The following is a 14,495-nucleotide window of genomic DNA, read 5'->3' on the forward strand; positions in this document are numbered from 1 at the left end:
TCCTTTCCGCATGTTTCCATTAGCCTTGATGCACCTGCAGCGAACGGCGGGCGCTGCCCGCCCTTCCTGAAATGCCGGTCGGCACCAATCAATCATCAGGTAAATCACCGGGTACCTGGGCCAGAATACCGACAGCCTGGTCTATATCGCCCGGACCGATGATCAGGGGCGGTGCCAGGCGTATGGCATCGGGAGCCACGGCATTGACAATCAGCCCGTGGTCAAGAGCCCAGGATGCCAGGGCATGAGAGCAGGGATGGCTCAGCTGGACCGCATCCAAGAGCCCCCTCCCCCGGGTGCCGACGTAGAGTGGGTTCCCCGTATCCGCCATTCCCTGACGCAGCCGATTGCCGGCCGCCCGGGCATTCTCAAGAAGACCCTCGTTCTGAATCGTATCGAGCGTGGCCAACCCCAGTGCTGAGGCCAGGGGGTTTCCGGCGAAGGTGGACCCATGCAGGCCCGGAGCGAGCAGATCGGACAGCTCCTGCCCGAAGGCGATTACACCCCCCATGGGAAAACCGCCGGCCACCCCCTTGGCGAAGGTCACCAGGTCCGGTCTGACTCCTCCGGACAGGGTCGGGTCCTGGAAGGCGAACCAGTATCCGGTTCTACCCATGCCTGTCTGGACCTCGTCAACAACCATCACGGCTTGGTGGTCATTGCAGAGGCTGCGCACCGCGGAAACATAAGCCGGGTCAAGTGGCCTGACCCCGGCTTCGCCTTGGATCAGCTCCATGATGACGGCTGCGACCGGTCCCCCGGCCGTGTCCGCGAAAACCGACTCCATGGCATCGATGTCTCCGGCAGGAACGAACTCCACACCTGGGACCAGGGGGGTGAATGGCTCCCGGATACCCGGTTTCCAGGTGACGCTCAGAGACCCCATACTGCGCCCGTGAAATCCCCTGGTCAGGGCGACGATTCTGCCTGGCCCGCCGCCTTTCCCGGACAGCATGCCGACGCCATGGAGCCGGGCCATCTTGAGTGCGGCCTCATTGGCCTCGGTTCCCGAATTGGCGAAGTAGACATGGGAACCCTCCGGCGCCCCGGATATGGCCAGGAGGCGTTCGGCCAGCTCGATCTGCGGCCTGGAGGCGAAGTAGTTGCTGATATGGGCCATGCGGGAGGCCTGGTCCTCCAACGCCCTGTTCCAGGCGGGGTGGGCATACCCCACGGAGTTGACGGCGATCCCGGCCATCATATCCAGGTAGCGATTCCCATCCAGGTCCCAGATGTGGACACCTTGACCATGGTCCATGACCCTTGCCGGACTGCCAAAGACATTCATGTGGGTATGGCCGTAACGCTCCAGCCAGTCCCGGCTGCAGGGACCGACCGGGGTTTCAACCAAGGCACAGGCGGCCTTCCCCGTCTGCCCTGTTCCGGCCTTACTCGCCCCGGTGGTCATGGGTCCCCCTCATTCTTATGCCGTCGCCGGGAACCACCATGGTCCCGATGCCGTTCTTGGTGAAAATCTCATTGAGAATGGAGTGGGGTCGGCGCCCGTCAATGATGTGGGCCTCCTCCACCCCGCCCCGGACCGCCTGGACACAGGCTTCAAGTTTCGGCCTCATTCCGGCCTGCATCCGGTCCATCACCTCTTCAAGATAGTCGGTGCCGATGCTGGAGACCAGGGATTCCTTCTTGGGCCACTCCCGGTAGAGCCCCTCCACATTGGTGAGGATGACAAGCTTCCGCGCACCCAGTGCCGAAGCCAGGGCACCTGCCGCTGCATCGGCGTTGACGTTCAGTACCTGGGTCGGATCGTTTTCATCGGGAGCCACCGAAGAGACCACGGGAATTCTCCCGGCCTCAATCAGGTCCTCTACGGCGGAGGCATCCACACCAACCACCTCACCGACCAGTCCCACGTCGACGGGCTTACCGTCAACCAGGGGCCGGCACCGGCTGGCCGAAAAGAGGGAGGCATCCTCTCCGGAAAGTCCCACCGCAAGGGGACCGTGGGTGTTTATCAGACCGACCAGATCCCGAGAGACCTGCCCGGTCAGGACCATCCGCACCACTTCCATGGTCTCAGGGGTGGTGACCCGCAGACCACCGCGGAAGACGGATTCGATTCCCAGAGCGTCAAGCATCCGGGTAATCTGCGGGCCTCCTCCATGGACGACCACGGGATGCATCCCTACCTGGCGAAGGAAGACCATGTCCTGGGCGAAGCACCGTTTCAGGTGCTCGTCCACCATGGCGTTCCCGCCGTATTTGACAACAATCCGCTGGCCACTGAACTCCTCCAGCCAGGGCAGGGCCTCTATCAGGACCTCCGCCTTCCGGTCATCATCCAGATCGGCATGGATTCCGGTCTGCAAATCCGGCAGTCCACCCATCGCCCCCTCCTTCGATTCGGTGATCGTCCCCAAGGTTCCGCCCTCCACCATCAGCTGGTGTAGTCGGCATTGATGGCAACATAATCGTGTGTCAGGTCATCGGTCCACACATCGGCCTGGGCCGACCCCTGGTGCAGGTCGATATCGATGTGGACCTCGGGGAGGGTCAGATCCACCAGGTCGGGGTCCTGACCCGGCTTGCCCCCGTCACATACCCTGATGCCGTTGAAGTCCACACTGACCCGCGCCGGATCGTAGGCCGCCTCGGATTCGGGAACGGTACCCAGGGAGGAGACCACCCTGCCCCAGTTCGGATCGTTTCCGGCAACGGCACACTTCAGCAGGTTGGACCCCGCCACAGCCCGGGCGCAGGCAAGGGCTCCATACTCATCGTCGGCCCCCTGGACACGGATACGTATCTGGTGATGGGCGCCCTCTCCGTCACCGATGATCTGACGGGCCAGGTCGGAGCAAGCGTGGTCGAGAAGGGCCTGGAACTCCTCCATGTCGGGCCGGACGCCCGAAGCGCCGGATGCCATGAGGAGAACGGTGTCGTTGGTGGACATGCACCCGTCCACGTCTATCCGGTTGAAGCTGGTATCGCAGGCCCGTCTGAGGGCGGTCCGCGCCTGGCCTGGATCGAGGACGGCGTCGGTGGTAATCAGGCAGATCATCGTGGCCAGCTGCGGAGCTATCATCCCCGACCCCTTGACCATGCCGCCCAGCCGGTAGCCCGCCCCGTCGAGGGTGACGGTCTTGCTGGTGGTGTCGGTGGTCATGATGGCCTTGGCTGCATCGGCGCCGGCATGATCATCCCCGGCCAGGTCGGCATGGGCCTGGTCCACTCCGGAGAGGATGGCATCCAAATGGAGCAGATGACCGATGATGCCGGTGGAGCAAATCGCCACCCGTTCCGGTTCCAGCCCCAACAGGCCGGCAGCCTTGATGGCTGTGTTCCTGGTCTGTTCAAGCCCCTCCTGCCCTGTGCAGGCATTGGCGTTCCCCGAGTTGATGACCACAGCCCCCGCATGGCCGTCGGTCAGGATGCGTTCGGTCCAGATGACCGGTGCCGCCCGGAAACGGTTCGGCGTGAAGACTCCCACCGCCGTATCCATGGGCCCCTGATTCACAATCATGGTCAGGTTCTTCCGTTCCGATCCGCCTGTCCGATGGGCCTTGGCGGTCCCTGCCTGGAATCCTGCCGCATACGTCACGCTCATGGTGCCACTCCTATGGTCGTCAATCCCGTCTGTTCAGGTAGGCCCAGGGCCAGATTCATGGATTGCAAGGCTTGACCGGCGGTTCCCCGGGTCAGGTTGTCAATGGAAGCAAAAGCGATCAGTCGTTGCGCCCGCTTATCCAGCACAACCTGTATCTGGGCCGCATTGGATCCCAGCACATCCGCCGTCGAAGGCAGGACCCCCTCAGGCAGGAGCTGGACGAAGGGCTCTCCCGCATAGGCTTCAATCCAGATGGATCGGACTTCCTCCTCCGACAGGGATGACCCCCTCTCGGTCAGAGGGGCCGATACCGTGGCGAGTATCCCCCGCGACATGGGCACCAGAATCGGGGTGAACCCTAGCTTGAATTCGGTCCGGACACCATCGGAACCTGCGGCATGTCTGAGGTTCTGAATTATCTCGGGAATATGCCGATGCGCCCCGCCGACCCCGTAGGGATGGGCTGAATTAAGCGCCTGCGCGGCCAGAAGATCGACCCTGCCCGGGGTCTTCCCCGCTCCGGAATAGGCCACAACCAGATCGGCAACCAGGTCATCGGTCCGAACCAGCCCGGCCGATACGGCAGGCTGTATGGCCAGGGTCACTGCGGTTACGTTGCATCCAGGGCCGGCAATCCGGTGGGTCCCGGCCAGACGATCACGCTGCTTCACGCCTCCGCCGAGCATGAGTTCAGGAAGGCCGTATGACCAGTGATCATGGAAGGGGCCACCATAGTAGTCATTCCAGTCCCCACTGCTTTCCAGTCGATGGTCAGCCCCCAAATCCACCACCAGGGCTTCAGGATCCAAATCCTCGGCCAGGGCTCCTGAGCGTCCGTGTGGCAGGGCCATGATGATGATGTCGTGCCCGTTGAGAACGTCGGCCCGGGTCTCCTGTATGGGCATATCAGCCAGGGCCGGGATATGGGGCGAGTGGGATGCGAAGGAGTCCCCCACCGAGGATGCCCCGGTCAGGGTATCGACCCTGAATGCAGGATGACCACAGAGCAACCGGACCGCTTCGGTTCCGGCATAGCCCGTGGCTCCAGCCACCGCCACCGAGTATTCCTTCATATCCGCCCCCCTCACCGATCACCAACCATACTACATATTCATGCACGTTATTGCATATTTATGCAGTTCGGCGTGTCGCCCTTGAAATCGGAGGAATACGAAAGGACCGCCCGAACATTGCGTTCGAACGGTCCTCATCATCACGAACAACCTGCTTAAGGCCGCACCGTGTCGATACGCCTCCGGCCCTTCAGGCGCTCACCCCGTCTGCGCCGCCGGTTCCGACGGTACCACCGGAATCACCTGGCAGGGACGGTATGGCCGACTGAAGCATCTGCCTGGTCAGATCATCCACGGAAACCCCGGAAACAACCATCCACAGCCAACCCAGGGTATACAGCACGTTGAGGATGATGGCGGCAAGAGCCAGACCGAATCCCTTCATATGCAGAACCCGCGTCCGGTAGATGGAGATTCCCCCCAAGACGGCCGACAACAGTGGAACCGGCAGGAACAGGGCCATGACGAAGGAAATAATGGCGTACGGGTCCCAATGACCATAGCTGGGATTCTGGGCAGGATCATCAAGATCGATACCGTTGACCACATGTCTGGGCCCATTCCCGGGATTGCCCTGGCCATTCATCGTGGGATACCCGGGTACCCCCTGTCCGACGGATGGCTGACGACCCGCACCCGATGGAGACCCGCTTTCAGACTTATCGGGTTCAGGGTCGGGCTTCCCGAAGACATAAGGGTTCCAGCCCGGGTACTGGTCGGCACGTGCGCCGTATGCCGGCTCCACACGCTGCCCGTACTGGGGCTGGGTCTGGTCGGTCTGACCGGCTTCGCGGAAGTTCTGACTTCCCTGCTGGTCTTCCATGTCCATCATGTCCCCTCTTATCCGTGCTCAGGCTCAGGCGCGCAACTGCGCGCCAAGCTCCGAGGCTTTCGCCACGATGGCACCCCTCAGCGCCTCGCTGTCCTCCGATGTCAGGGTCTTGTCCGGAGCCCTGAAGGTGACCGCGAAGGCCAGGGACTTGGCATCCTGACCGATTTGGTCGCCGGTAAAGACATCGAAGAGCTCAATGGACTCAAGACTAGTCCCCGCGGCTTCTCTGATGGCGGAAGTCAGTTGATCGGCCGTGACCGATTCGGGGACCGTGAAGGCCAGGTCCTGACGGACCGGCGGGAAGGTCGAAATGGGCTTGGCCTGAAGTGGTTCGAAGTCCAGATGATCGAAGATCTCATCCAGGTCCAGCTCGAAGGCCGCGGAGTGATCGGGGAAGTCCAGGGCCGCAATGACATGCGGGTGGAGTTCTCCGACCATGCCCACGAGCGTTCCATCATCAAGCACCACCCGCGCGGCGCGGCCAGGATGCCACTGGACGGGGACCTGGTCGGCATCCGGCTGCTCCAGGTGGTACCGGGCACCAAGACGGTCCAGGACTCGGCGGGCCGATTCGACACCGTCGGTCCAGTCCACCTGGCGCCTGTCCTTGAGCCACCCATCCTCCTGGGCCAGACCCGTCAGCAAGGCGGCTACGTGCAGCCGCTGCACTGGCAGTCCGGCATCCAAACCGGCCAGCTGCTCGTCACTGGGACGGGTGCCCCCAGGCAGGGTCGGCACAGCCGGAGCCTTGGGGTCGCGGGTGAAGGTGTATCCAACCTCGAAGAGCGAGACGTTGGTGTTGCCCCGCCGCAGGTTCCGGGCCACGGTATTGGCCAGGGGCAGCATGAGGAATCGCCTCAGGAATGGACGGTCAGCGGCCATGGGATTGGCCAGTTCGACACTGACCGCCTCCTCCTGGTCGGGATCGTAGCCGAAGGCCGTCAGGTCCTGCCTACCGACGAATGGATAGTCCAGTACCTCGGTCAGCCCATATTCAGCCAGGGTATCGGCCACCCAGCGCTTCCGGAGCTGACGGCCCGTCAGACCCACTTCACCCGTGACCTTGGCAGAGGGGATGTTGGTCGGAATCCTGTCATAACCGACCAGACGGGCCACCTCTTCAACAAGGTCGCATGCCTCGCCCAGGTCGGGCCTCCATGAGGGCGGCGTAACGGACAGGGCCCGGTCATCGACAGACTCGACCCGACAGCCGATATCCTCCAGAATGGCGGCGATCTGGTCACGGTCCGTATCCAGATCCGTCAGTCGGGCCACCTGGGCAGGATCGAAATCAATCGCCGGCGCGGAACCGGTCCGATTCACATCCACGGGCCTGGCGTCAATCCTGGCGCCTCCGAATTCCTGCAAAAGCCCGGCCGCCATCTGCGCAGCAGCAGGCTGCATCTGGGGGTCCACCCCACGTTCGAAGCGCTTGGAAGCCTCGGAGGGCAGCTTGTGACGACGGGCCGACCGGGCGATGGTCACCTGGTCGAAGTGGGCCGATTCGATCAGGATGTTCTGCGTCTGGTCGGTCACCTCCCCGTAGAGACCGCCCATGACACCGGCCAGTCCAAGGATTCGGGAACCGGCCTCGCCCTTGGGCGAATCGGTAATCAGCAGGTCCTCGGTGCTCAGCTCACGGTCCTTGCCGTCGAGGGTGGTCAAACGTTCTCCCTGCCTGGCCCTGCGAACCACAATAGGACCTTCGATCTTGTCCGCATCATAGGCATGCAGGGGCTGGCCCAGGTCCAGCATGACGTAATTGGTCACATCCACGGGAAGTGAAATGGAGCGCATCCCGGCCCTGGTCAACCGCCTACGCATCCAAGCGGGGGTGGCGGATCCGGCTCGGTAGCCCTGGACCGGACGAACGTAGTAGCGGTCGCATCCCGGCACACCGTGAATGGGACCGTCATCCTCGATCCGCACCTCGACGGCTCCCTGGTCACCCTGGTCGACCGCCTGAGGCAGGGCCTTGTTCAATTCCATGACCGGATCCGTATAGGCGGCACCGGTTGAGTGATGATACTCGCGAGCCACTCCACGGTAGGAGAAGGCATAACCCCGGTCTGGGGTGATATTGATCTCCAGAACCGGATTGTCCATGTGGAGCAGGGCCATGGCATCATCGCCCGGTTTGAGGTCCTCGTACTCCTGGTCGGTGAACCCATACTGCCGCAGGAGGATGATGCCGTTGTGGTCCGAGCCGAGACCCAACTCGCGCTCCGAGGCACACATGCCATCCGAGATGTGGCCATACGTCTTCCGCGGCTCGATCCTGAAATCACCGGGAAGGACCGCACCCGGCAGGGTCACGACGACCTTTTCACCGGCGGCCATGTTGGGGGCACCGCAGACAATGCCCCGCGGAACCTTCTTCCCGTCTTCATCAACGACGTTGTAGGCCTCACCCACGTCGACATGGCACCAGTTGATGACCTTGCCGTTCTTCTGGGGTTCGGGGGTGGCATCGACCACGTAACCGACCACGATGGGTCCGGTCACCGTGGACTGGTGGATCTCCTCCTCCTCAAGACCAACCCGGACCAGGTCCTTGGCCAGTTGCGGATAGGTCAGATCACCGGGAACCTCGACATGTTCCTTGAGCCAGTCAATATCTACCATCGGCATATCGGGTCACTCCCCCATCTCAAACTGCTGGCTGAACCGCACGTCACCCTCGACCAGGTCGTGCATGTCGTTGATGTCATGGCGGAGCAGGAGGGTCCGCTCCATACCCACGCCGAAGGCGAACCCCGAGTACTTCTCGGGATCCACACCGGCGGAACGCAGGACATTGGGGTTGACCATACCGCAGCCGCCCCACTCAATCCATCCGGGTCCACCCTTCTTGTCGGGGAACCAAAGGTCCATTTCAGCACTGGGCTCGGTGAAGGGGAAGTAGGAGGGACGCAGCCTCGTCCGGGCCTCGGGACCGAACATGGCCACGGCCAACTTGTCCAGGGTCCCCTTGAGGTCGGCCATGGTCAGATGCTCATCGACGGCAAGGGCCTCGCACTGGTGGAAGACGGGGGTATGGGTGGCATCCAGTTCATCGGTGCGGAAGACCCTGCCCGTGCAGGCCACATAGAGCGGTACGCCACGGGTGATCAGGGATCGTGCCTGGTCCGGGGAGGTATGGGTGCGCATGACCATGTTGGACCCGACGAAGCCAGCGGCGTCCTTGGCCTGGTTTCCCTTGACATAGAAGGTGTCCTGCATCTGGCGGGCCGGGTGATCGGGGCCGAAGTTCAGGGCATCGAAGTTGTACCACTCGGCCTCCAGCTCAGGCCCCTGGGCGATGCGCCAGCCCATGGAGACGAAGAAGTCCTCCACGTCCTCCATCAGCTTGGAGAGGGGATGACGTGCGCCCTGGGGCTTGCGCTCGACCGGAAGGGTCATGTCAACCCGCTCGGCCCGTAGACGACGGGCCTCCTCCTCCTGGCGCAACTGACCTTCCTTGAGGCCGTAGGCCTTACCGAAATCGGCCTTGAGCTTGCCCACGAGCTGCCCGGCCGTCTTTTTCTGGTCTGCGGGCAGGACACCGATGGCCTTGCTGGCCCTGACCATGGCGGAGTCGGCACCCGAGTAGCGGGACCTGAGCGCCTTCAGCTCCTCCAGATCGGAGGCCTCCCGTATCTTCCCAATACCCTCGCTGACCTCATCCGTCACTGCTGTAGGGTCGAACTCTACCTCTGCCACCTTGGGACCTTTCACCTTGTAAGAGCCTGAAAACAGTGTTATATCGGTCTTTATAACCTTTACATTCTTTCAATACGACTCGACATGGCCAGGCCATAAAGAAGGACCGCCGCTGAGGTGGCCAGGTTGAGTGATTCCGCCCGGCCATAAATCGGTATGGAAACGATGGAATCCACCCGCTGCAGAAGCTCCGGAGGTAGCCCGCGAGCCTCGTTCCCGAATAGAACGACCCTGCCCCGGGCTGGCCCTCCGGTCGTGCTGCCGGATCCGGATTGCGCACCTTCCCGGGCCAGCAGGTCCGGCAGATCGGTGGGCTTGCGATCAGGCGTGCCGTAGACATCCGCGGCAGTGATTCCATCTCCCCGGCCATGCACCCAGTCAAGGAAGTCATCGGTCCCCATGGTCAGAATCGGAATGTGGAAGGCCGAACCCGCAGTGGACCTGAGCACCTTTGGGTTGAGGGGGTCCACACAGTCGTCCACCAGGACCAGGGCCCTGCAACCTGCAGCATCGGCCGTTCTGATGACGGTCCCCGCATTGCCTGGGTCACGCACCTGCCAGAAGGCGGCAATGAGGTCCGGGGCTCCCGTGTCCTGCCGCTCACCGTCATCGCCTGGCACCATCAGATCGGCATGGTCGACCGCCATCCCCCGGGTATCACCCTGGGCGACAATCCCCTGGGCATCCGTGCTGATAGCCTTCATGACACGCTCCGTTACCGGGTGTACGTATATGTTGTCGTGCTGCAGGGCATTCTCGGCAATGGCTGCCACGACCGGATTCAGAAACCCGATACCCTCCTGGCCCGATGCATCCCCGGTCTGCACATAGAGGTCCGTGACCAGGTCGGATCGGCAATCCACTGCCTCCCGGACGCTTTGCGGTCCTTCGATCAAAAAGCGCTCATGACGCTGCCGGGCCCTTCTTTCCTTGAGCTCGGCAAGCCGGCGTATGCGCTGCGAACGCGGGTTATCCATCAGGGTTTCTGTCAGGGGCATACCCACCACTCTAACTCTCTGTAATCAAGTTCACTGAACTGACCCCTGCAAATGCCTTGGCACACTGCTTCCCCGGGGATATTCTGAGTAGACAAGCCAAATCGACTTGGTATTCCGAGCCTGCCGTTCGGGTTTTCCATCAAGGGTTGATGCCCTGCGGAGGCGAATGTAAGGAGACACCATGCCCGTATATACACTTCCTGAACTACCTTATGACTATTCGGCCCTCGAGCCCTACGTGTCCGGCAAGATCATGGAACTCCACCATGACAAGCACCATCAGGCGTATGTCAACGGCGCCAACCAGGCACTGGAACAAATTCACGACGCTGCCGAGTCCGGCAATGTGGCACAGTCCAACCTCCTGGAGAAGAATCTGGCCTTCAACCTGGCCGGTCACAAGAACCACACCATCTTCTGGAAGAACATGGCCCCGTCCATCGGACAGGAACCCACAGGCGAACTCAAGGCGGCCATCGAGGACCAGTTCGGTTCCTTCGAGGGCTTCCAGCGGTACTTCGAGTCCATGTGCGCTGGCATCCAGGGTTCCGGCTGGGCCGTCCTGGCATGGGATTCCCTGGGTGAGCGCCTGGTCACCCTGCAGATGTACGACCACCAGGGCAACCTGCCCGTCACCATCTTCCCGCTGATTCTTCTGGATCTCTGGGAGCACGCCTACTACCTGGATTACCTGAATGTCAGGGCAGACTATGTCAAGGCCTGGTGGCACATCGTCAACTGGGAGGATGCCTCCAAGCGCTTCGACGAGGTTCGCAACCTGAACACCAACCTGGTCAAGTAACCTTCCTCCCCGTGCCGCCCTGGGCGTGAACAGGGAAGAGATCCGGATACCCTTACGCAGAACCGCCGAGTATGGCGGGCGGAAGCGGTATCCGGATCTCTTTTCATATATGACCGCTCATGTGTGCTGTCCAGGAGTCTGAGAACTACCGGATCGACACCGCCGGAACGGGGAGCGGACTACCGTCAATTGCCGAAGTAGGAGATGGCACCCGTCAATCCGGCCACGGTCAGGGCCACCACCGGAACGGCAAGGCAGATCGATAGGTAGCACCAATCCCTGAGGCTGACTTTCGAAATCCGGGCATGGGTGCGTTCCACACGTCCACCGAACCCTCTGGCTTCCATGGCCGTAGCCAGGGTGGTCGAGCGCCTGATGGACAGGACCAGAAGGGCGAAGGCCTGCGGGAAGAAGGCCTTGAACCTGTTCTCATCACCCAACCCCCTGCTCCGCCTTGAAGCCGCAAGAGCGGTCCAGTCATCCCGCAGGACCGAGAAGAGTCGCAGCCCCGCCAACCCCCCGTACACGAACCGCTCAGGCAGGTGGAGAACCTGACTGAAGGCATCGGCCAGATCAGTGGCATCAATGCCCAGGACAGTGATGATGGCGGGTATTCCGATGGCGAGGATGCGCAGGGCAGTGGCAAGGGCCAGGTCCACCGAACGCTGGGTGACGTGAATCATCCCCCAGGTCCAGTACGTGGCTCCTCCGGCCTTCCCATACAGGATGATGGCCAGGGCCGACCCCGGAGCCCCCAGGAAGATGGGCCAGGCGGACCTGACAATCCTCCACGGGGTGAAGCCGGCCGCCATGAGGAGAATCAGCTCAAGTCCCAGAGCCACCGTGGCGGAGACCCAATCCAGACTGATCAGGAGGGGAAGGGCGGTCAGGAAGGCCCCCAGCAGGCGAAAAGCCGGATTGATGGAGGCGATATAGGCCGAGCGGCTTGACATTCTCGGAGGCTCGTCGCGTTGATTCATGGCCGCAACCGGCAGGACGACCGTATCCGGCACGTCCCGCCCACCCTCAGGGGCGGTCTTCGCCTGTGCGGCAGCGGTCACCGGTGTTTGCCCGACTTCCCGCCGCGCCGATGCACAGACCGTTGCCCGCGAAGACCTCCCGACCGATTCGCCCGGCACCAGGCGTACCACACGGGCACCCAGGGCCTTGACCAGGTCCATATCATGAGTGACCACGATGATGCAGATCCCGTCGGCGCGCAGGGAATCGATCAACTGGGCCATACTGGTCCAAGTGACCCTGTCCTGCCCGAAGGTCGGTTCATCGAGTATCAGCACGCGGGGGGCCGCCGCCAGAGCGGCAGCCACCGTCAATCGGCGCTTCTCCCCCCCTGAGAGGGTATAGGGATTGGCACTGGCGTATTGGTTCAGGTTGAACCGCTTCAGAAGACTTCGGGCCCGTTCCCTGGCCTCTTCCTCGGTGGCTCCGGTTCTGAGCGGGGCCACCATGACCTCTTCAAGCACAGAGCCCCGGGCGAACTGATGCTCCGGATTCTGGAAGACATAGGAAATACGTGAGGCCAGGTCGGTGGATTTCCAAGCCGACGGAGCGGATCCGTCCGCCATCGGCTGGTCGGGACCGTCACCTCCGACCAGCTCGGCCGAGGCGACCACACGACCGGAGACGGGTTCCATAAGACCTGCCAGAGTCATGGACAGGGTTGATTTACCAGCCCCGTTGGCTCCGACCAGGGCCGTTACCTCCCCCGTATGAAAGGCCAGATTGATACCGGAGGCGATGGCCCTGCCGTCTCGCCCGACGGCAAGATCGACCGTCTCAAGAATCGGGTCGCCGGAGGTGGAACGCGGGTCTTCACCCAACCGGGGCCGGCTCGAAATGCGGTCCACCTGGTCCGCCGGCCCCTTATAGGGGTCGGGCACCCATATCCCCAAAGCGGCCAGGTCGAGACTTCTGTCGGAGAAGACCTGCTCGGGCGTGCCATCGGCCATAACGATGGTGCGACGGAAACCGTCCCCCCCTGCCCTGCCTTCCTGACCTTCCACAGGCCCCAGCCCCAGCACGATGACCCTGTCGATCATTTCCATCCAGGGCTGCGCCCGGTGCTCCACCAGAATCATTGTGGAATGACGGCGGTCGAGAACCTGTCGAACCGCTCCGACAATCTGATGGACCCCGTCAGGATCCAGGTTGGCCGTGGGCTCGTCAAGAAGCAGAAGACCCGGTTCCATGGCCAGGGCTCCGGCAAGTGCCAGGCGCTGCATCTGTCCACCACTGATATGCATGGTGGACCTGGTCAGTTGCAGGTCCTGCAGTCCCACGGCACACAGGGACTCCTCGACCCTCCGCCATATCTCCTCCCTGGGGACCGCCATATTCTCGGGACCGAAGGCGACGTTATCGCCAAGCCGCTGGAAGATGGCCTGAGCATCGGGATCCTGCAAAACAAGCCCCACGCGGCCGCCGACCACACCGGCTGGTTGACCATCGACCAGTATCCTCCCCCTGGTCACTCCCCCATCGGCGTCCTCCACCTCGACGGGCTGACCGCCAGAGGCACCGGCGTTCTGGACTCTGAGGGCTCCTTCCTGGTCACCCAGAATCCCGGCGATGCCCTCGAGGATTGTGGACTTTCCTATGCCGGAGGCCCCCAGGAGGAGCACACGCTGCCCGGCAGGGATGGACAGGGAGAGGTCACGGACCGCAAAATGACTCCGATAGGCGTGACGATACCCCCAGTGATCCAGGTCCAGACCTGCCGGTCTGGTCAGATCCGATCCATCCCTGGGCTGTGCTGAATCGGCTTGGGTCACGCCTTGGTTCCTTTACGGCTTCCGTTCCTGGGCAGGCGGCCCGACTCGAAGCGATCGAGGGCACCGGTCCTGGCTATGGCCAGATAGAGATACCAGACCAGAACCCCCGCCAGGAGGGCACCGGAGACCAGGGTGGCCACCAGGTAGATCAGACCATAAGGGCCGGTCAGACTGATGGCTTGGAGATGGGTGCAGAAGGTGTATACCCAGCAGCCCAGCCCGGCAGCCATCCCCGACAGGGTGACCGTGGGCAGATTCCAGCGGCGATACCGGCACAGGGCGAAGACCAGCTCGGCCATGGCACCCTGGAGAAGTCCTATCAGGAAGGTTTCGACCGGAACCCATTGGCTGCCCAGGAGGGATTCCAGAACGGCGGCGACGACCTCGGCATAGATGGCCGCTCCGGGTCGACGCACGATGAGAATGGCGAGAGGGGCCGCAAAGAGATACAGACCATTGAGGATTCCGCCCAGGCCCGGGATAACACCATCGAGGAGAGACCAGGGCACCGACGTGACGATGGCCACCACCCAGTAGATGAATGCGCTGGCCACACCGATGACCGAAGCCACGGCGATATCTACCACCCGCCAACGATTGGAGTGCCTGATATGGGTGACTTCCCCGTCACCTCTGGATCTGTCATCCTCGCCTTGGAATGGGGTCTGATTCTGACTGTTCATGATTACTGTGCCTTTCCGTAAGCACACCCTTGGGTGCGCATCCTGTTC

Annotated in this window: 11 protein-coding genes; 1 reads left to right on the plus strand and 10 read right to left on the minus strand. The window is 62.4% G+C overall.

Annotation, left to right across the window (positions count from 1 at the left end):
- Positions 1 to 88: 88 nt before the first annotated feature.
- The 8 genes from BINDI_RS04285 to BINDI_RS04320 form a co-directional block, all read right to left on the minus strand.
- On the minus strand, positions 89 to 1,408 hold the full coding sequence (locus tag BINDI_RS04285; RefSeq protein WP_081830789.1) for an acetylornithine transaminase: 1,320 nt from the start codon (positions 1,406 to 1,408) through the stop codon (positions 89 to 91).
- Positions 1,389 to 2,345 carry an acetylglutamate kinase gene (argB, locus tag BINDI_RS04290; RefSeq protein WP_033490339.1) on the minus strand — a complete coding sequence of 319 codons (957 nt, stop codon included), beginning with the start codon at positions 2,343 to 2,345 and terminating at the stop codon, positions 1,389 to 1,391. The genes BINDI_RS04285 and argB overlap by 20 nt, the downstream gene beginning before the upstream one ends.
- A gap of 50 nt (positions 2,346 to 2,395) precedes the next feature.
- A complete protein-coding gene (gene argJ, locus BINDI_RS04295) occupies positions 2,396 to 3,565 on the minus strand; it encodes a bifunctional glutamate N-acetyltransferase/amino-acid acetyltransferase ArgJ (protein WP_033490341.1) in 1,170 nt (389 codons plus the stop codon).
- A complete protein-coding gene (argC, locus tag BINDI_RS04300; RefSeq protein ID WP_033490343.1) occupies positions 3,562 to 4,638 on the minus strand; it encodes an N-acetyl-gamma-glutamyl-phosphate reductase in 1,077 nt (358 codons plus the stop codon). Before argC ends, argJ begins: the two co-directional genes overlap by 4 nt.
- A gap of 190 nt (positions 4,639 to 4,828) precedes the next feature.
- Positions 4,829 to 5,470, minus strand: a complete 642-nt coding sequence (locus tag BINDI_RS04305; protein ID WP_052108788.1) for an MFS transporter — start codon at positions 5,468 to 5,470, stop codon at positions 4,829 to 4,831.
- Between the two features lie 24 nt (positions 5,471 to 5,494).
- The gene (pheT, locus tag BINDI_RS04310) at positions 5,495 to 8,101 is read right to left on the minus strand and encodes a phenylalanine--tRNA ligase subunit beta (protein ID WP_148301981.1); all 2,607 of its coding nucleotides are present in this window, start codon (positions 8,099 to 8,101) and stop codon (positions 5,495 to 5,497) included.
- Positions 8,102 to 8,107: 6 nt separating this feature from the next.
- Positions 8,108 to 9,172 (minus strand): phenylalanine--tRNA ligase subunit alpha, encoded by a 1,065-nt coding sequence (gene pheS / locus BINDI_RS04315; RefSeq protein ID WP_033490923.1) that lies wholly within the window; start codon positions 9,170 to 9,172, stop codon positions 8,108 to 8,110.
- Between the two features lie 59 nt (positions 9,173 to 9,231).
- On the minus strand, positions 9,232 to 10,170 hold the full coding sequence (locus BINDI_RS04320) for a TrmH family RNA methyltransferase (protein WP_033490345.1): 939 nt from the start codon (positions 10,168 to 10,170) through the stop codon (positions 9,232 to 9,234).
- Between the two features lie 181 nt (positions 10,171 to 10,351).
- On the opposite strand from BINDI_RS04320, the gene BINDI_RS04325 reads away from it, so the two are divergent.
- Entirely contained in the window at positions 10,352 to 10,972 is a 621-nt protein-coding gene (locus BINDI_RS04325) for a superoxide dismutase (protein ID WP_033490347.1), read from the plus strand.
- Positions 10,973 to 11,157: 185 nt separating this feature from the next.
- Here the strand turns inward: BINDI_RS04325 and BINDI_RS04330 are convergent, their stop codons facing one another.
- Both BINDI_RS04330 and BINDI_RS04335 read right to left on the minus strand, forming a co-directional pair.
- Complete coding sequence (locus BINDI_RS04330) at positions 11,158 to 13,764, minus strand: ATP-binding cassette domain-containing protein (RefSeq protein WP_148301982.1); 2,607 nt, start codon at positions 13,762 to 13,764, stop codon at positions 11,158 to 11,160.
- Positions 13,761 to 14,447, minus strand: a complete 687-nt coding sequence (locus tag BINDI_RS04335) for an ECF transporter S component (protein ID WP_081830790.1) — start codon at positions 14,445 to 14,447, stop codon at positions 13,761 to 13,763. The genes BINDI_RS04330 and BINDI_RS04335 overlap by 4 nt, the downstream gene beginning before the upstream one ends.
- Positions 14,448 to 14,495: the final 48 nt, after the last annotated feature.

This window comes from Bifidobacterium [indicum] DSM 20214 = LMG 11587, from assembly GCF_000706765.1.
GTDB lineage: Bacteria > Actinomycetota > Actinomycetes > Actinomycetales > Bifidobacteriaceae > Bombiscardovia > Bombiscardovia coryneformis.